20 protein-coding genes are annotated in these 18,265 nt (G+C 66.6%); 4 read left to right on the top strand and 16 right to left on the bottom strand.

Annotated elements, in window-relative coordinates:
* Position 1 precedes the first annotated feature (1 nt).
* Genes HMJ39_RS17765 through HMJ39_RS17730 form a run of 8 tightly spaced genes read right to left on the bottom strand, consistent with a single transcriptional unit; the run spans position 2 to position 6,551 of the window.
* Positions 2-1,513 carry a tripartite tricarboxylate transporter permease gene (locus HMJ39_RS17765; RefSeq protein WP_194298334.1) on the bottom strand — a complete coding sequence of 504 codons (1,512 nt, stop codon included), beginning with the start codon at positions 1,511-1,513 and terminating at the stop codon, positions 2-4.
* Between the two features lie 4 nt (positions 1,514-1,517).
* Positions 1,518-1,964: a tripartite tricarboxylate transporter TctB family protein gene (locus HMJ39_RS17760; RefSeq protein ID WP_194298333.1), complete on the bottom strand. Its 447-nt coding sequence runs from the start codon at positions 1,962-1,964 to the stop codon at positions 1,518-1,520.
* Between the two features lie 44 nt (positions 1,965-2,008).
* Positions 2,009-2,806 carry a 4-hydroxy-2-oxoheptanedioate aldolase gene (gene hpaI / locus HMJ39_RS17755; protein WP_194298332.1) on the bottom strand — a complete coding sequence of 266 codons (798 nt, stop codon included), beginning with the start codon at positions 2,804-2,806 and terminating at the stop codon, positions 2,009-2,011.
* Between the two features lie 11 nt (positions 2,807-2,817).
* Positions 2,818-3,621: a 2-oxo-hept-4-ene-1,7-dioate hydratase gene (gene hpaH / locus HMJ39_RS17750; protein WP_194298331.1), complete on the bottom strand. Its 804-nt coding sequence runs from the start codon at positions 3,619-3,621 to the stop codon at positions 2,818-2,820.
* A complete protein-coding gene (locus HMJ39_RS17745) occupies positions 3,621-4,367 on the bottom strand; it encodes a fumarylacetoacetate hydrolase family protein (RefSeq protein ID WP_194298330.1) in 747 nt (248 codons plus the stop codon). Before HMJ39_RS17745 ends, hpaH begins: the two co-directional genes overlap by 1 nt.
* Positions 4,364-5,050: a fumarylacetoacetate hydrolase family protein gene (locus HMJ39_RS17740; protein ID WP_194298329.1), complete on the bottom strand. Its 687-nt coding sequence runs from the start codon at positions 5,048-5,050 to the stop codon at positions 4,364-4,366. The genes HMJ39_RS17745 and HMJ39_RS17740 overlap by 4 nt, the downstream gene beginning before the upstream one ends.
* Before the next feature lie 29 nt (positions 5,051-5,079).
* Complete coding sequence (locus HMJ39_RS17735) at positions 5,080-5,925, bottom strand: IclR family transcriptional regulator (RefSeq protein WP_194298328.1); 846 nt, start codon at positions 5,923-5,925, stop codon at positions 5,080-5,082.
* Entirely contained in the window at positions 5,922-6,551 is a 630-nt protein-coding gene (locus HMJ39_RS17730; RefSeq protein ID WP_194298327.1) for a flavin reductase family protein, read from the bottom strand. The genes HMJ39_RS17735 and HMJ39_RS17730 overlap by 4 nt, the downstream gene beginning before the upstream one ends.
* Before the next feature lie 335 nt (positions 6,552-6,886).
* Between HMJ39_RS17730 and HMJ39_RS17725 the strand changes: the two genes are divergently transcribed.
* The 4 genes from HMJ39_RS17725 (at position 6,887) to HMJ39_RS17710 (ending at position 10,641) form a co-directional block, all read left to right on the top strand.
* On the top strand, positions 6,887-7,849 hold the full coding sequence (locus HMJ39_RS17725; protein WP_194298326.1) for a Bug family tripartite tricarboxylate transporter substrate binding protein: 963 nt from the start codon (positions 6,887-6,889) through the stop codon (positions 7,847-7,849).
* Positions 7,850-7,878: 29 nt separating this feature from the next.
* A complete protein-coding gene (locus tag HMJ39_RS17720) occupies positions 7,879-8,277 on the top strand; it encodes a RidA family protein (RefSeq protein ID WP_194298325.1) in 399 nt (132 codons plus the stop codon).
* Between the two features lie 61 nt (positions 8,278-8,338).
* Positions 8,339-9,214: an amidohydrolase family protein gene (locus HMJ39_RS17715; RefSeq protein WP_194298324.1), complete on the top strand. Its 876-nt coding sequence runs from the start codon at positions 8,339-8,341 to the stop codon at positions 9,212-9,214.
* A gap of 353 nt (positions 9,215-9,567) precedes the next feature.
* Positions 9,568-10,641: a porin gene (locus tag HMJ39_RS17710; protein ID WP_194298323.1), complete on the top strand. Its 1,074-nt coding sequence runs from the start codon at positions 9,568-9,570 to the stop codon at positions 10,639-10,641.
* Between the two features lie 180 nt (positions 10,642-10,821).
* Here the strand turns inward: HMJ39_RS17710 and HMJ39_RS17705 are convergent, their stop codons facing one another.
* The 8 genes from HMJ39_RS17705 to HMJ39_RS17670 form a co-directional block, all read right to left on the bottom strand.
* Positions 10,822-11,415, bottom strand: coding sequence for a LysE family translocator (locus HMJ39_RS17705; protein ID WP_194298322.1), 594 nt, complete (start codon positions 11,413-11,415; stop codon positions 10,822-10,824).
* 49 nt (positions 11,416-11,464) lie between these two features.
* A complete protein-coding gene (locus HMJ39_RS17700) occupies positions 11,465-12,310 on the bottom strand; it encodes an AraC family transcriptional regulator (RefSeq protein WP_194298321.1) in 846 nt (281 codons plus the stop codon).
* 41 nt (positions 12,311-12,351) lie between these two features.
* Positions 12,352-13,698 (bottom strand): NTP/NDP exchange transporter, encoded by a 1,347-nt coding sequence (locus HMJ39_RS17695; protein ID WP_194298320.1) that lies wholly within the window; start codon positions 13,696-13,698, stop codon positions 12,352-12,354.
* Positions 13,699-13,700: 2 nt separating this feature from the next.
* Entirely contained in the window at positions 13,701-14,633 is a 933-nt protein-coding gene (locus HMJ39_RS17690; protein ID WP_194298319.1) for an aldo/keto reductase, read from the bottom strand.
* 13 nt (positions 14,634-14,646) lie between these two features.
* Positions 14,647-15,588, bottom strand: coding sequence for an alpha/beta hydrolase (locus HMJ39_RS17685; RefSeq protein ID WP_194298318.1), 942 nt, complete (start codon positions 15,586-15,588; stop codon positions 14,647-14,649).
* Positions 15,589-15,654: 66 nt separating this feature from the next.
* A complete protein-coding gene (locus HMJ39_RS17680; protein ID WP_194298317.1) occupies positions 15,655-16,650 on the bottom strand; it encodes an ABC transporter substrate-binding protein in 996 nt (331 codons plus the stop codon).
* Between the two features lie 53 nt (positions 16,651-16,703).
* Positions 16,704-17,498, bottom strand: a complete 795-nt coding sequence (locus HMJ39_RS17675; protein ID WP_161385043.1) for an ABC transporter ATP-binding protein — start codon at positions 17,496-17,498, stop codon at positions 16,704-16,706.
* Positions 17,498-18,220 (bottom strand): ABC transporter permease, encoded by a 723-nt coding sequence (locus tag HMJ39_RS17670; protein ID WP_194298316.1) that lies wholly within the window; start codon positions 18,218-18,220, stop codon positions 17,498-17,500. The genes HMJ39_RS17675 and HMJ39_RS17670 overlap by 1 nt, the downstream gene beginning before the upstream one ends.
* Positions 18,221-18,265: the final 45 nt, after the last annotated feature.

Genomic DNA, 18,265 nt, shown 5'->3' with positions numbered 1-18,265 from the left:
GTCAGTCTCCTTGATCGGCCACGCGGCGGGTGCGTTTGCGGAACGCCGACCACAGCGGCAGAACCAGGAACAGGGCGGTGAGCACCAGGAACACGGTGCTCGGCACGCTGTTGAAGAAGGTCATGTAATCGCCCCGGGACAGCAGCAGCGCGCGGCGGAAATGCACTTCCATCATGGGCCCGAGAATGAAGCCCAGTAGCAGCGGCGCCGCCGGGAAACGCAACCGGAGCAGGAAATAGCCGATCACCCCGAAGAACAGCGCGGTATAGATATCGAACACGCTGGAGCGCACCGAGAACACGCCGATGCAGATAAAGAACAGCATGGCCGGGTACAGCACGTGATAGGGAATCGACAACATGCGCACCCATAACCGGATCAGCGGAAGGTTCAGAACCAGCAGCATGATGTTGCCGACGCCGAAGCTCACCACCAGGCCCCAGAACATGTCCGGATTGCTGGTGACCAGCTCCGGCCCCGGAGAGATACCGTGCAGAATCATGGCGCCAAGCAGCACCGCCATCACCGCGTCGCCGGGGATACCCAGACTCAGAGTGGGAATGAACGCCGCCTGCACCGCCGCGTTATTGGCGGATTCCGGGGACGCCACGCCACGCAGTTCGCCCTTGCCGAAATTATCCGGGTTCTTGGCCAGCTTCTTTTCCGCCGCGTAGGACATGAAGGCGGCGATGGCCGGCCCGGAGCCGGGCAGCGCCCCGACGAAGGCACCAATGCCGGAACCGCGCAGGATGGTCTTCCACAGACCGTGCCATTCGTGCCGCTTGGGCAGCATGGATTTGAAGGTCAGGCCGCTGGCCTTGAGCGGGGAACGCTTTTCCTGTCCCAGGTTGGCGAGGATCTCCCCCACCCCGAACAGCCCCATGGCCAGAGCCACCAGGCTGATGCCATCGGACAGCGCCAGGGCACCGAAGGTAAAACGCTCGGTGCCGGAGGTGTCATCGGTGCCCACCATCCCCAGGGCGATGCCCAGCATCACCATGGTCATGCCCTTGAGCGGCGAGCCCACCGACAGGGTGGAGGCCGCCACCAGGCCCAATAGCATGATCGAGAAGTAATCCACCGCGCCAAAATCGGTGGCGAAGGACGCGATCATGGGCGTGAACCCGAGCACCATGAAAATCGCCACGATGCCGCCGGAGAAGGACGAAATGGCGGCGGTGAACAAGGCCACGCCGGCGCGCCCCTGCTTGGTCATCTGGTTGCCGTCGATACAGGTGACCGCCGCCGAGGCGGTGCCCGGCAGGTTGAGCAGAATGGCGGCGATGGAGCCACCGTACTGGGCGCCGTAGAAAATGCCGGCCAGCATGATCAGAGCAATCGGCGGAGAGAGGTAATAGGTCATCGGCAGGGCAAGCGAAATCGCCGCCAGCGGTCCGATGCCGGGCAGCACGCCCACGAAGGTGCCCACCAGCACGCCCACGAAACAGAACAGCAGGCCCTGCCAGGAAAATGCGACGTCGGCGCCGAGCGCCAGATTGTGAAGGATATCCATCAAATCACCACTCGAACGCGGCCGCCGGAATGCCGAAGCCGTAAATGAATACCAGGACACCGAGCACGCTCAGCGCCACCGCGGTGGCCACCGCCGCCACCGGACGCACCGGCTTCTCGGCCAGCGACACCAGCACCACCAGCGCCAGCGTGGCGGGTACCAGTCCGGCCCTCTCCAGCAACGCGGCGAACGCCACGAAGCCCGCGCTGATGGTGAGAATCGGCCGTGGAATCCAGAAATTCCGTTCCGTTTTCTCCTCATGCCACACTTCCAGCACCAGCAGAACGGCGAACAGCAGCAATACCGAGCCGATCATCACCGGGAAGAAGCCGGGCCCCATGCGACGCAGCGAGCCCATTTCGTAGCCGCTGCCTTGAACAATCACGTAGAGACCAAACAGGCCGAGCAGCAGCGCCGCGCCCACCTGTAGCCAGTTAATGGAACGAGCCATTTATTATTCTCCTCCGAGGCGCAAAGCGCGTTGTGAGAATAGATTCAGTAACCGCCAGCCTGGGACGGCGACAAATGGTCCTTGAAGCGGCGCGACAGCGCATCCGTGGCGCGGGCCAGCAGGGCGGCGTCGGCGCCCACGGCGAGGAACCGGCAGCCGGCGTCGAGATGCTCGCGGGCCAGGTCCTCGTTGACGGTCAGCGCGCCGGCGGGCTTGCCCGCCGCCTGAATACGCCGGAAGGCGTCCAGCACCGCCGCGTTCACTTCCGGGTGGCCGGGCTGGCCCAGATAGCCCAGGTCGGCGCCCAGGTCGGCGGCACCAATAAAGACGCCGTCGACACCGTCCACGGCGGCGATTTCATCCAGGTTGTCCAGGCCGGCGCGGCTTTCCACCTGCAGCAGCACGCACAGTTGTTCGTGGCAGCGGTGCACATAGTCCGGCACCCGGCCCCAGCGCGACGCCCGCGCCAGGCCGGCGCCCACGCCCCGGCGCCCGTGGGGCGGGTAGCGGGTGGCCTCGACGATGGCCCGCGCCTGATCGGCGCTTTCCACCATGGGCACCAGGAAGGTCTGTACCCCAGCGTCCAGCAACGGCTTGAGGGTGTCCGCGTCGCCGTTCACCGGGCGCACCACCGGGTGGGTCGGGTACGGCGCCACCGCCTGCAATTGCTCGAGAATCGAGCGCAGGTCGTTGGGGCCGTGTTCACCGTCGATCAGCAGCCAGTCGAAACCGGCGGCGGCGCCGATCTCGGTGCCGTAGGCGCCGGCCAGGGCGCACCACAAACCGATCTGGGTGCGGCCTTCGACCAGCGCCTGTTTGAAGGTATTGACCGGAAGATCCATGCCGCCTCCTGTCAGACGAAGCGCAGACCCAGCGCGCCGAGCGGGCCGTAGTCCACGTGGAAGGTATCGCCGGCGGACGCCGCCACCGGACGGGTGAAGGAACCGGCCAGCACGATCTCGCCGGCTTTCAGGGTGACACCGTGGGGGGCCAGCTTGTTGGCCAGCCAGGCGATGCCCTTGGCGGGATGGCCGAGCACGCCGGCGGCCACGCCGGTTTCCTCCACCAGGCCATTGCGACTGCACACCGCCGCGCTCCAGCGCAGGTCGATGTCGAACGGGCGAATGGTGCGCCCGCCCAGTACCACGCCGGCGTTGGCGGCGTTGTCGGAAATGGTGTCGAACACCTTGCGCGGCGCGCCGCTGGCCGGGTCCACCTGACGCACCCGGGCGTCGATGATCTCCAGCGCCGGGATCACGTATTCGGTGGCGCGCATCACGTCCAGCACGGTGCAGTCAGGGCCGCTCAGGTCGCGCTCGAGCACGAACGCCAGCTCCACTTCCAGGCGCGGCACGATGAAGCGGTCCACTTCGATCTCGGCGTTGTCCTCGAAGAACATGTCGTCGAGCAGCACGCCGTAGTCCGGCTCATCGATGCGCGCGGACATCTGCATGGCCCGGGACGTGAGGCCGATTTTGTGGCCCATCACCCGGCGGCCACGGGCCACCTTCATTTCCACCCACTGGCGCTGGATGGCGTAGGCCTCGGGGAAACCGATGTCCGGGTACTGCAGGGTCAGATGGTCGATCTGGGTACGTTCGCGCTCGGCGCGGTCAAGCCGCTCCGCCGCGTCACGAATGGCGGCATCATCCAGCATCAGGCCGTCCTCTCGATAATGGTGTTGTGCAGCGCGCCCACGCCTTCGATCTCGGTGACCACTTCGTCACCGGGCATCACATTGACGGTGCCCTTGGGGGTGCCGGTGAGAATCACGTCGCCGGGCTGCAGGGTCATGAAGGCGCTGAAATATTCGATCAGGAAAGGCACGTCGAAAATCATGTCCTTGGTGGAACCTTCCTGGGTGGTTTCGCCGTTGACGCGGGTGGTCAGCCGCAGGTTCATGGGGTCGGGAATGTCCGCCGCGTCCACCAGCCAGGGGCCGATGGGGGTGCAGTTGTCCCGGCTCTTGATGCGGAAGTTGGGCCGGTAGAAGCCTTCCAGGTAATTGCGCACGGCGTAGTCGTTGGCCACGGTGTAACCGGCGATGTAGTCGTAGGCGTCGGCCTTGGCCACGTTGCGCGCCGGCTTGCCGACCACGATGGCCAGCTCGCACTCATAGTGCATATTGGTGGCGTCGGCGGGGCGCGGCGTGAAGGCGCGGTGGCCCACCAGGGTATTGGCGCCCTTCAGGAACACCATGGGTTCCTCCGGCGCCTTGGAGGCGATCTCGGCGGCGTGGTCGGCGTAGTTCAGGCCCAGGGCGAAAATGGTGCCCGGGGTCACCGGCGGCAACCACACCACCTCGGTTTCCTCAACGCGCCGGCCGTCCGCCAGGCGCAGCTTGCCGTTGTCTTCCCAGGCCTGCTGAACGCGGCCTTCAAAAGCGATACGTGCTTGTTTCATCGGGCGTTCTCCCCTTCCGCCACCAGCGGATTTTGCAGACGTCCGAGACCGTCGATCTCCACCGCCACGGTGTCGCCGGCGCCGGCCAGGGGCGCGCTCGGCGACACGCCCACCAGGATCAGGTCACCGGGGTACAGGCTGGTGAAATCGGAAATGTCGGCGAGCAGCGTGGCCACCGGGCGCACCAGCTCGGCCAGGCGCCATTCCTGGCGGCATTCGCCGTTGACCAGGGCGCGCACGGTAAGGCTGTCCGGGTCCGGCAGATCGGCGGCGTCCACCAGGGCCGGGCCGATCGGGCAGAAACCGTCGCGGCACTTCCGCTTGAGCGGCTGCCGGAACAGGCTGTCGTGGGGCACGGTCAGGTCGTTGACCAGGGTGTAGCCGGCGATGGCGGCGCGCGCCTGGTCAGCGCTGGCGCGGGTCAGGGTGTCCTTGATCACCACGCCCAGGGTGGCGCCCACGCGGACCTGGTCCACGTCGGCGGGAATCACCACCGGGGTGCCGTCGGCCACCTGGGTGTTGGGGGTTTTCACGTACATCACCGGGCCGGTGGGGGCGCCGTTATAGGGCGCCTCGTTGATGGCGTCACCGAGCCGGTCCAGCTCGTCCTGGACGTTGAGCAGGCAGCCGTAAACGGCACCGCTCAGCAGGGGCCCTCCCGGGCGCAGGGTCACGGATGTCATCTTCGCTCCTGAATGTCTATGGGGAATGCCTAGCGGCGGCGGGTCTGGACTTCGCTCAACCGCTTGGCGATCAGTTCGGTCTGGCGGCGGATCAGGGGCACCAGGGTGGCGAGGCGCTCCGGGCTGAGGCGGTCGGCCATGGCGGACACCGCCACCGAGGCCACCAGCTGGCCCTCGGCGTCGAACACCGGCAAGGCCAGGGCGCGGGTGCCGGGCACCACGCCCACTTCGCTGTAGGCGTAGCCCAGGGAACGGATCTCGGTGATGCGCCGGCGCACGGCGTCCAGCTCCAGTCCATAGCTGGTCAGACGCTGTTCATTGCCGAGCAGCACTTCGTCCACGTCCGCGTCCTCGGCGAACGCCAGCAGCACCAGGCCGGACACGCTGATGCCCAGGGGCCGGCGGGCGCCCACCTCGATGGAAAGCACCTTGACCGGGTAGTTGCCGGTCTTGCGATCCACGCAGATGGAATCGAAACCGCTGCGGATGGTCAGGAAGACGCTGTCGCCGCATTGCTCGGCGATGTGGCGCAGATAGGGTTCGGCCACGGACTTCACCGGCACCCGGGCGGTGCGCGACAGACCCAGCAGGGACACTTCCGGGCCCACCATGTAGCGGCGGGTGTTGGGGTCCTGCTCCACCGCCTCTTCCTCGATCAGCACCCGCAGGATGCGATGCACCGTGGGCCGGTTGAGGCCGGTCTGGTGGACGATGTCGGTGATGCGCACGCCCTGCTCCTGGCCGGTGGCCAGAATCCGCAGGATCGCCACCGCGCGGCGAATGCTGCGCGCCCCCAGGGTCTTTCCGCCCTCGCCGGCCTCGCCGGGCTTATCCTGGCCGTCCCGCCGCGGACGCGGATCGTCGTCGCGACTCATGCGCCGGGCTCGATGACGCTCTTGGGCGTTTGCGCCACCGGCTTGAGCTGGCGGATCTCGCCCAGGGTGGCGTAGTTGGCGCCGGCGATGCGGCACACCGGCTGCAGCTCGCGGGTATCGATGCGGCCGTCCCGGTACAGTTCGTCCACGATGTGGACCCGGCTCACCTCGCCGACGAAGAATTCGGCGCCGGTGTTGCCGTAACCGGTGACGCTGTGCAGGCGGCATTCCAGGCTGATCGGGGCTTTCGCCAGGCGGGGCGTTTCCACCGTCACGGAAGGCTCCACCGCCAGACCCAGGCTCTCCACCTCGCTTTCGTGGGCGTCGTATTCCACGGCGCTGGCATGCACGTCCTCCACCATGGTCCAGTCGGCGATGTTCACCACGAACTCGTCCAGGGCGCGGATATTGCGGGCGGTGTCCTTCTCACGGCCAGCCTTGCGGCCGATATTGATGCCCACCATAAGGGGACTGTTGGACACGAAGGTAAAGCAGCTGAAGGGCGCCAGATTGACCACGCCGTCCGGGGACCGGGTGGTGATCCAGGCAATCGGCCGGGGCACCACGATGCCGCTGATCAGGCGGTAACATTCCTGCGGCGACAGGGAACCAATGTCGATCTGCATACTTATTCTCCTGGTTATCGACCGCTGTCGGGATAGCAAAAAGCTAAGAGGGTCCCGATGGGGGGTCAACACGACGCTGACCATAGTGTCCACCATATGGACATATAAATCACAACAGGCCCTCCAGAAGCCCCATTTGGCCTCTTTTTGGGAGTAATCTACGAAATAACGCTGACATCGAATGAATCACGCCGTCCATTATGTGGACTTTTACGGGGTTTTACGGTTGATGACGATACCGTGGATTCCGGAAAGTAACGGTTCCAAATCAAAGACCACTCACTCGCGGGTGGACGCGCCGATCCCGGCCCCGCCCTGGAAGGAGAATAAGAAACATGCGCTTTTTCAAACGCTTGACCGCCCTGTTCGTGTTCCTGTGCCTGGCCACCGGCGCCCAGGCCGCCTGGCCGGAGAAACCGGTTCACCTGGTGGTGCCCTATCCGCCCGGCGGTAACGTGGACCTGGCCGCGCGCATCGTCGCCGACGGCCTGGAGAAAGAATTCGGCCAGCCCTTCGTGGTGGAAAACCGGCCCGGCGCCGGCGGCATGATCGCCGCCTCCCACGTGATCAAGTCCGACAAGGACGGCTACACCCTGTTCGTGGCCCCCAACGGCCCGGTGCTGTTCAGCCCGCTGCTGTTCCGCAAGGACAACTACTTCTGGAAGGACGATTTCGCGCCGATCGGCTCCATCTCCTTCGTGACCCTGGTGCTGCAGGTCAACCCGGAACTGGATCTGAACAGCGCCGAGGCCCTGTTCGACTACGCCAAGGAGCACCCGGGCGAGCTGGCCATGGCCTCCCCCGGCGCCGGCACCCAGAACCACCTGATCAGTGAAATGATGCAGCGTCTGCTGCACACCGAGTGGCTCACCGTGCACTACAAAGGCAACGCCCCGGCCACCACCGACCTGCTCGGCGGCCGCGTTGATTTCAACTTCGACCAGTACACCGTGGCCAAGCAGTACATCAACAGCGGCAAGCTGAACGCCCTGGCGGTGACCTCCCCGGAGCGCATGGAATCCCTGCCGGACGTACCCACCCTGAAGGAACTGGGCTACTCCGACGCGGTATCGGAAACCTTCACCGGCCTGTTCGGCCCGGCGGGCATGCCCGAGGACGTGGTCAACGAACTCAACGCCGCCCTGGAAAAAATCCTCAACGATCCGGCCGTGGTGAAGAAATTCGAAACCGCCGGCGCCGAGGCCCGCGCCATGGACGTGGATGATTTCAAGACGTTCCTCACCGAGCAATACGATCGCTGGGGCACCCTGATCCGCGGCGCCAACATCCACCGCTAAGCAACACCGTTAACGTAGAGGATCCCCGCATGTCACGACGCAAGAGCGTCCACAGTGCCGGCTTCTCCCATCAGAACCCGATCCCGGCGGCCAGCCGGATCGGGGACCTGATGGCCACCGGCGTGATCAACGGCACCGACCCGGACACCGGCGAGCTGGGTGCCGACCTGGCCACCCAGTGCGCTTACATGTTCCGGCATGTGCGCAACATCGTCGAAGCCGCCGGCGGCGGCACCGACGACATTCTGAAAATGACGGTCTGGATGCAGGATCGCTCGCAGCGGGATGTTCTTAACGCCGAATGGCTGGCGATGTTTCCGGACCCGGATTCCCGACCGGCCCGGCACGCCATTCAGAACCCCATCGAATCGAAGTTTCTGATCCAGTGCGACGTGCTCGCGGTGATCGGCCAACCCGCCGACGCCTGAGACACGCCACCCCGGCCGCGCCCCGCGCGGCCACCCCGACCCGCTAATGGCAGGAGCCACCATGCCCGAGTACTACCCATTCAATCCGGATCCCCGCGCCCCTCGGGAAGCGCCGCCGGCCAACACCTGCGATTCGCAGTTCCATGTGTTCGGCGACCCGGATCGTTATCCGCCGCGCCCGGAAGCGCCTTTCAAAATGCCCTCCGCGACCATCGACGCGGCGCTGAAAATGCATCGCGCCCTGGGCATCGAGCGGGGCGTTATCGTGCAGGCCACCACCTACGGCGCCGACCACAGCGTGGTGCTGGACGCGCTCGAGCAGGCCGGCCCCAACTACCGGGGCTGCGCCAACGCCATCGCGCTCAAGGAACGCGATGACGGCTACATCGAGGAGCTGCACGCCGCCGGCGTGCGCGGCGCGCGCTTCACCTTCCGCAAGGAACTGGGCGTGGGCCTGTCGCCGGAGGAGTTCCGGCGCGCCGCCGACCGCCTCCGCGAGCTCGGCTGGTACGTGAAAATCCAGCCGGAGAAAAACGGCATCCTCGACAGCGTCGAGCTGTACGAAAACCTGGACATCCCGGTGCTCATCGACCACCTGGGCCGTGCCGACGCCAACCTGGGCGTGGACGACCCCAACGTCCAGAAAACCATTGAGCTGCTCAAGAAAGGCAACTTCTGGGTGATGCTTTCCCTGGGCGAGAAAATTTCCACCCGGGGCCATCCCTGGGACGACGTTCTGCCCATCGCGCGCGCCTACATCGACGCCGCGCCGGACCGGGTGGTATGGGCCAGTGACTGGCCGCATCCGCTGTCCAAATCGCCGCCGCCCAACGATGCCGAGCTGCTCGAACTGCTCTATCGTTACGCGCCGGACGCCAATGAACGGCAAAAAATTCTGGTCGACAATCCGGCCGAACTGTTCGGATTCAATCGCTGATTCGGCATCTCTCCCAAACCTTTGCCCGGCCCTCCGCCGGGCATTTTTTTGCTCACCAAAAACTCACCAAACCCCTGTTTTTATAGTCCTTTATGCGTCCCCAATAACATGAAACCCGACTGTCTACATCGTGGACATATCAGAGTTTTTTTGTTTGCCCACCGTGCACCATAACGACAAAGTATTACTTATGGATGCGCATCTTTGGTGCGTGTCTTTTTTAGAAAATCTGGAGTAATCATCAAAACAACGCCATAACACGACCACCCGATAACACCCCGATCAGGCAACCGGAAAAAGCGTCCGACCAGACGCGCTGGGGGTGGTTTGTGCTTTAAAAAAGGTACTGACCCATGAGACTCAACAAAAACACCCTTTCCGTGATCCTCGCCGGCGGCACCGTGGCCGGCACTCTGGCCCTGTCCGGCGCCGCCCAGGCGGCCCAGCCCGAGGCCAAGTTCTACGGCTTGCTGGACGTGTGGGCAGGCAGCGTGGAGAGCCCCGCCGCCGACGACGACACCAAACAGCTGGGGGCCGGCGGCATGTCCACCTCCTTCCTGGGCGCCCGGGTCGATTATCAGCTTGATGAAGAGACCAGCTTCATGGGCGTGGCGGAAATGTTCGTGCGCCCGGATAACGGCGAGAACGGCCGCTACACCGGCGATGAATTCTTCGGCCGCAACGCCTACATCGGCGTGGACAGCAAACGTTACGGTCTGCTGCGCGCCGGCCGCACCAAATCCCCTTACTTCCTGCCGCTGGTGTTCACCAACTCGGTGAAGGACTCGTTCGCGTTTTCGCCGATGATGCTGCACACCTACAACGGTGGCCGCAACGGCGCGGTGATGGGCGACACCACCTGGAACGACTCGATCAACTACACCACCCCGAGCCTGGGCGGGCTGAAGATCAACCTGGTGTACGCCTTCGGCGAGGAAGAAGGCGAGGACGGCGAGAACAAGGTAGGCGGCAACCTGGTGTACCGTCACGGCGGCCTGGTGGCCACCGCGGCCGCCATGCGCGTGCGCGAAGGCACTCTGGACAACGGTGGCGGCGCCGGCGAGCGCGGCACCATTCCCGGCGCCACCGATCAGGAAGCGGTGATGGCGGGTCTGTCCTACGACTTCGGCGTGGCCACCCTGTACGGTCAGTACCAGACCCTGGAGACCGACACCACCGCCGGCGACGTGGACACCGACACCTGGCAGGCCGGCGTGGCCGTGCCGGTGGGCAAGGGCCGCGTGCTGGGTTCGTTCGCCAATTCCGATTTCAGCGGTGCGCTGGATTACGAGCGTGATACCTGGGCGGCGGGCTACGATTACATCGTCAACAGCCAGCTGGACCTGTACGCCATGTACCTGCACGACGACATCGATGACCTCGGCGACGGTTCCACCTACGGGGTGGGGGCGCGCTTCAAGTTCTAAGCTACGTCAGCTCTCCAGCGGGGCCGCGCCTGGGGCGTGGTCCCCTTTCCGGGAACGCCGTGAACCCGTCCCTGGGGGCTCCCGGTTTGACATCCTGTCAAACAGGGTCCCGGAAAGGGGACCACGCCCCAGGCGCTCCGAGGTAATCCGCGACGCCGGCTCCGGTTCCTTTTCAGGCTATTACCAGAAAACGGCTGCCCAGGCGGAGAGCAGTAGCAGCACCGCCATTCCCCGATTGAACCAGCCCATCGCCGCCGGATTGCGAATCCAGCGCGCGGCGCCGGCGCCCAGACCGGCCCATACCAGCACGCAGGGCAACGCCACCAGAAAGAAGACACCGGCCAGTGCCGGCATCGGCACGCCGCCGCCGGCGAACACGCCCGTGGCCGCCAGGGCCATCATCCACGCTTTCGGATTGATCCATTGCAGGCCGGCGGTGCCGATCAGGCCGAGGCGGCCGCGCCGGTCGCCGTCGTCACCGGCGTCGGGCAGCTCCGGGGCGGCGCGAAAGAGCTGCACCGCCAGCACCGTGAGCCAGGCCAGCCCGACCGCCGCCATCAGGGTGCGCGCGCCCTGGTGGGCGGCCAGGGGACGGGCCAGGCCGGTGCCCACCAGCAGCAGCACCGAGGCGGCACCGCCGGCGGCGCCGGCCACCATGGGCAGGACCGCCGGCAGGCCGTGGCGGGAGGCGTTGGCGAGCACCAGCACATTGGTGGGCCCGGGGGTGATGGAGGCGACCAAGGCGAACAGGGTAAAGGGCAACAGGGATTCCATGGCATCCACGACGGTGACGGAAAGCCCCAGTGTGGTGTCGTTGGCGGCCCTAGTCTGGAAGCTTTGTGCGCCGCCGATAATAGGCCGGCGTCATGGCGTAGGCGCGGCGGAACCAGCGGCCCAGGTGGCTCTGGTCGGCGAAGCCCACCATGGCCGCCACGTCCGCCGGCGAGACGCCGGCGGCCAGCAGGCGGCGGGCACGCAACAGCCTGAGTTGCACCAGGTAGGCGTGAGGCGGCAGGCCGTGAGCGGCTTTGAAGGCACGGCTGATGCGGAAGCGGTCGCTGCCCACCGCCGCCGCCAGGTCATCCAGGCCGATATCCTCGGTCTGGTGCGCGTGCAGATAGTCCCGGGCACGCTGGGCCAGGGGGATGCCGCCGGGGTCCGGGCATGGCCGGGCGCGCCAGTCCGCGTGGCGGGTCAGGCGCCGCAGCAGGTGATCCAGGGCGGTCTGGCGGACCATGCGCATCTCGCCGCCGTGCAATGCCTGGAAGGCGCCGGCGATGGCGCGGGCCACGGTCTGGTCGTCGCTCAGGGTGGCGCCGAACCGCAGCTCATAATGGTCGGGATGCTCCTCGAACAGGCCTCCCAGGGCATCGCGCAGCCAGGCCGGGTCCAGGTACAGCAGCCGGTAGGTGAAGCCCCCCGGCGTCGGCCCGTTACCGTCGTGGATCTCCCCGGGCTCCAGCAGGATGGCGCGGCCGGGCACGCTTTCGTGGCGCACCCGGCCAACGTGGAAGCGCTGCACGCCCTGTTCGGTGACGCCCACCGCGTAGGTGTCGTGCCAGTGGGGATCGTAGGCGTGGCCCTCGAAATGGGCGTGGATGGTCTCGATGCCGGTGTCCCGGTCACGGGCGAAACGGACCCAGTTGTCGGTGCGGTCGGCGTGCGGCATGTCGGTGTCCGGCGGGTGGTTCCCGGTGTGAAGCGCCCAGTTTAACGCCCCGCCTCGCCCGCGTCTGGAAGATTCGTGCGGCCGCCCTCGCCGGCCGCCTCGCGGCGGCGTTCGGCGCGCCCCAGCAGAAAGCCGGTGCCGGCCCAGGCCAGGGCGATGCCGGCGCCGATCACCAGCGCCGGGCCCGGCAGGTCGCCGAGCAGGTCCAGGCCGCGCTTGAGCCAGCCACTGAGGGCGTCGCCGCCCCGGTAGACCACGGTGTCGATGAAGTTCTTGGCCTTGTACTTCTGCGCCGGCGGCACCGAGGTGTAAAGCATTTCCCGACCCGGGCGCACCAGGGCGTACTCGCCGGCCCGGCGCGCCACCATGATCACCACGAACACGCTGAACACCGGCGCCACCGCCAGCCACAGAAAGCCGGCGGCGATCACCACCGGCACGGCGGTGAGCAGCACGCCGATACCGAACCGCTGGGCGATGCGCCCGGTGAGAAAGATCTGGGTGAGGATGGCCAGGAACTGCACCACGGTGTCGATCAGCCCGAACACCTGGGTCTGGCGGGTGGGGTCCGGGAAGGTCTCCGCCACCAGCCGCGCCTGCTCGAAATACAGGAAGGTGCTGACGCTGGCGAGCAGCACCACGAACAGGGCGATGCCCATCAGGAAGGGCGTGCGCAGCACCTCCAGGGCACCGTCGAAGGGGTTGCCGCCGAGCGGGCGAGCCCGGGCGGCGCCGGCCTCCGCCTCGACGGGCAGCGGATGCCGGTCGCGCCAACGGTACAGCCAGACCGCGGCGGCGGCGCTGCCGGCCAGCAGCAGCGCCGCCAGCACCACCAGGCCGGCGTGGCCGGCGGGCGCCACCAGCAGGGTGCCGAGTCCCGGCCCCACCAGGCCACCCAGGCTGGCGCCACCGGCGATTATGCCGAACAACCGCTTGCCCTGGGCGATGCTGAACACGTCCGCCAGCACGCTCCAGGCCAGGGAGATCACCACCAGGTTGAACACCGACAGCCAGATGTAGAAGGTGCGCGCCACCCAGACGTTGTCCACGGTGCGCGCGAACAGCGCCGCGAACACCAGCAGGTTGACCACGAAGAAGCCATAGGCGGCCGGCAGGATCCGCCGGCGCGGCACCCGGGACGCCAGCCAGCCGAACAGCGGCAGCACCGCCAGGGTGGCCAGGAAGGTACCGGTGAACAGCCACTGCAGGTTATCCACGCCGCCGGCCACGCCCATGGTCTCGCGCACCGGGCGCAGCATGAAATAACCGGTGAACAGCAGGAAGAAGATCAGCAGGCCGGCGATCACCGCCGGCGCTTCCTCCACCCGGATATTGAACAGCCGCGCCGCCAGGCGCGGCAGTGGATGTCCGTCCTGCCCCGACGCCATGGTTACCAGTCCATGGTCATCAGTTCGCGCTGTTGGGCCTCGCTGAGCAGGCCGCCACGACCGGCGTTCAGATTATCCAGCTGGTGTTCGGGCTTGCTGGTGGCGGGGATCACGGCGGTCACCGCCGGATGGCTGATCGCGAACTTGAGGAACAACTGGGCCCAGCTTTGCGCGCCCACCTCGGCGGCCCAGCCGGGCAGCGGCTTGCCCTTCACCCTGGCGAACAGATCGCCGTCGTCGAAGGCGCGGTTGATCAGCACCGCCACGCCCTTGTCCCGGGCCAGGGGCAACACTTCCCGGGCCGCCTCCGGGGCGTTCACGGAATAGTTGATCTGAATGAAGTCCAGCGGCTCGTCGCGCAGGATGGCGGCCATTTCGTCCAGGCCGCGCCGCAGATAATGGGTCACGCCCACATACTTGGTCTTGCCCCGCTCCTTGAGCTCGCGGGCGTAGGGCAGCTGGGTTTTCCAGTGGCGCAGGTTGTGCACCTGCAGCAGCTCCACGTGGTCCGTGCGCAGGGCCTCCAGGGAGCCGGCCCATTGCCGCTCGGCGGCGGCGCGGCTGTCGGCGGCGATCTTGGTGGCCAGGAAGCACCGGTCGCGCCAGCCGCCCTCCTCCAGCAGGGCGCCCAGTACCCGGTCGGCGCCGCCGTAGTTGGGGCTGGTGTCGAACACCGTGGCGCCGCTGTCGAAAAACAGCGTCATCACGTCCTTGAGGCGGCGGTACTTGTCCGAGCCGATGTCCGCCACGAAGCTGCCGGACGTGCCGGCGCCGATCACCGGCAGTGTCTGGCCGGTGGCGGGAATCGCCCGGGTGCGCAGGGCACCGTTTGCGCTGGCCGACGTGTCCGCCGCCCGGGCCGGGCCGTTCAGCCCCAGCGCCAGCCCCGCTCCGCCCCACAGGGCGCCATTGAGAAAATCCCGACGTGAAACCATGGTCTCCTCCCGTTTATTCCTCTCCAGGATGGACAGCGGAAGGGCACGAATGATCCTCACGGGGCGACTCGAGGCCGGAAGGACCATCGCGGAGCCAGGCGCGCAGGGTGGCGGTGGTGGCGCATTGCGGGTCCGCCAGGCGCAGGGCCACGTCGAAGTGGCTGGCGCCGGGCTCAATCTGAAAGCGCACCGGCAGATGGTGGCGCTTGAGCGCCGCCAGCATGCGCCGGTTGCTGGCGATGATGCGCGGGAAGTCGTTTTCGCCGTGGACCAGCAGAAACGGCGGTGGCGCGCCATCCGGCGGCAACTGATGGAGCGGGCTGGCGGCGCGGTCGTCGCCGGCCCGCGCCAGGAACTGTTCATAGATGCGCGCCTCGCCGCTGCCCGCCGGCGGATCCTCGAACACCAGGTTGAGCTGGGAGCAGATCGCCATGCAGCCGCGAATGACGCCCGCCGGCAGGCCGGCCCGGGCCAGCCGCGCCGGCTGCAGCGACGCCAGTGTATAGAGATGGCCGCCGGCGGAGTGACCGCCCACGAACAGTCGCCCGGGATCACCGCCGTACTCGCCGATGTGCCGGTGCACCCAGGCCAGGGCCGCGACGCAGTCCTCCAGGGGCCCGGGGAAGCGGCATTCCGGCGCCAGCCGGTAGGACACCGACACCAGGATCGCCGGCGTCTCTACCAGGGCCGGCGCCATCAGCCCCATCCACTCCTTGTAGCCGTGGGTCCAGGCGCCGCCATGGGCGAACAGCAGCACCGGCAGGGCGGCGCCGGGCGCGGCGTCGTCGGGCAGATAGATATCCAGCTTCTGCCAGTAGTCGTCGCCGTAGGGCAGATCCGGACAGGCACGCACCCGGGCGGCGGCGCGCCGGGACAGAGTCAGGGCGTCGCGGGCGTAATCCTCCGCCTCGCGGGGATAGACCGGCGGGCGCGCCGGCAGGTCATCGAACGACATGGGGGAGTCCTGTGAAGACGGGGGGCGGGAAAAGGCGGCGCCGGGAGGGCGCCGCCGGTGGCCGGTTCAGGGGGTGTAGTCGGTGGAGAAAGCGTCGTCCGGCACGTCTTCCAGATAGCCCTTGTCCATCACCTTGCGGGCGCGGTCGGCGAAGGACATCAGGCCATCGATGTACTCCTGGTTCCAGGTGGTGGCGTAGTCACGGATCACCCGGTCGGCGAGCAGCTTGATGCCGTCCTCGTCCAGCCCCAGCTTCTTGCCGTAGTCCTCGAACACCTCCGGGTGCTGTTTCACGTACGCCACGGCTTCCACCCAGCCCTTGATGAAACCGGACACGGCTTCAGGGTTCTCGGCGGCGAAGTCGTCGTTGGTGGCCAGGGCGATCCACAGGAAATCGTCGCCGGTCTTCTCCTTGTAGATTTCCGCCAGGTTGCCGATGCTGCGGAACTCGCCGGAGGCCAGCGCCTTGGCGCCGATCGGGTCGAACAGCAGGCCGGCGTCCACGTCGCCGTTCTTCATCAGGGTGGGGATCAGACCCGGGCCGGCGTACTGCAGATCGCCGCCTTCCGCCGGATCGAAACCGTAGAAGTCTCTGAGCACCACACGCAGCAGCACGGTGGCGGTGCCGGCGGCGCCGGCGTAGGAAACCACCCGCTTGCCCTTCAGGTCGGCCAGGCTCTGGATGTCGGAATCCACCGGCACCAGCACGTCCAGGGTGGCGCCGCGCCCCACCGCGAAGATGTTGAACACCGGAAAACCCTGGGAGCGGAACTGGGCGAAGCTGGTCCAGCCGCCGAAGCCCAGGTCCACTTGCTTGCCGCGGATGGCGTTGAACAGACCGTCCAGGGTGGGATAGGCCTTGTGGGTGACGTCCACGCCGTACTTGTGGTCGAACTCCTGATCGATCATCACCTGGGAGGCGACGCCGTTCAGGGACTGGGCCATGTCGCCCAGGCGGATGGGGGTGTCCTCGGCGACGGCCGGGGCCGTCAGACTCCAGAGCGCGGCGATCAGAACCGGTATCCCCAACCAGGTGGTCGCTTTCGATTTCGAGTGTGCCATGGGTTTGCTCCCGTTTTTGATTGTGATTGTCGGTGCGTTGTCCGGTGCGTTGTCTAGGGCCGCGAGCGGGCCCGTTCCGCCTCCTCGGCGGCGGCGATGAAGGTGGCGGACACCTCCTTGCTCACCGCGAACAGGGCCGGGTCGTCATAGTCCCGGGGGCGCGGCACCGTCACCGGAATTTCGCGGCGAATGCGCCCCTGGGACAATACCACCACCCGGTCCGCCAGGAAGGTGGCTTCGTAGCTGTTGTGCGTGATGAACACGATGGTCTTGCCGGTGCGCCGCCAGATGTCCAGCAGGTCCACCCGCAAACGGCGCGCGGTCAGTTCGTCGAGGCCGCTGAACGGCTCGTCCATGAACAGCACGTCCGGCTCGATGGCCAGGGCGCGCACCAGCGACAGACGCTGGGCCATGCCGCCGGACAGCTCGTGGGGGTGGTGGCGGCGGAACGCCTGCAGCCCGGTGAGCTGGAAATAATGGTCCTTGATGTCCGCCCAGCGGTGCCGGGGCACGTCGGAATTTTCCAGGGCGAAATCCACGTTGCGCTCGGCGCTCAACCAGGGCAGAAGGCGCGGGTCCTGGAACAGGTAGCCCATCCTCACCGGCGGCTTGCCGGCGCGGGTCATGGGCCGGCCGCCGAAGCGGATCTCGCCATCATAATCCCGGTCCAGGCCGGACAGGGTGTTCAGCAGGGTGGACTTGCCGCAGCCGGACGGCCCCAGCACGCACACGAACTCGTTGTCCTCGATGGTCAGATCCAGACCGTTGAGCACGCGGTGCGCGGCTTCGTGCTTGCGCGGCGACGGGAAGGACTTGGTCAGCCCCTGGATGCGAATACCGTTGTCCATCAGATTCTCACTTCAGGGCGCCAGGAAAACATCCGGCGTTCCAGGTTTTGCAGAATGACCAGCTCAATGAAGAGCATCACCAGGGTGAACAGCAGGGTCCAGGCCAGCACCTGCTGCATGTTGCCGAGCTGATACCAGTAGAACAGTTCGAAGCCGACGCCGTCCGGGCGCCCCAGCAGCTCCACCAGCACCGTGATCTTCCACACGATGCCCAGCCCGAAACGCAACGACGCCATGATGTAGGGCAGCACCTGGGGAAACAGCACCCGGCGGATGATCACCCAGCGCGAGGCGTTGAACACCCGCGCCATCTGGAACAGCCGGGTATCGATGTTCTTGACGCCTTCCCACAGGTTGATGGCGATGGACGGCGCCGAGGTCAGCCCGATGGCGACGATGGCGGCGGTTTCATTGAGGCCGATCCAGATGAACGCGAAGATCGCGTAGCACAGGCTGGGCACGGTGAGCGCCACCATCACCCAGACGTCCAGGGTCTTCTCCGCCAGCCGGTTGACGCCCATCAGCACGCCCACCGGAATGCCCACCGCCATGGCCAGTACCAGGCCGCCCAGCACCCGCCCCAGGGTGGCGGTGAGATGGGACAGGATATCGCCGTTGGCGAAATTCTCCGCCAGCACCCGAATGGTCTGCCAGGGGCCCGGCAACACAGTTTCCGGAAACAAAAAAGACAAGCCAAGCCACGCCAGCAGCGCGGCGATCATCGATCCCACCTTTATCAACACGGAGGGTCTCCTTATTGTCGCGGC

The sequence above is a fragment of the Alloalcanivorax profundimaris genome (assembly GCF_015265435.1).
In the GTDB taxonomy this organism is placed as follows: Bacteria; Pseudomonadota; Gammaproteobacteria; order Pseudomonadales; family Alcanivoracaceae; genus Alloalcanivorax; species Alloalcanivorax profundimaris.
This window is presented reverse-complemented; position numbering and strand designations above follow the sequence as displayed.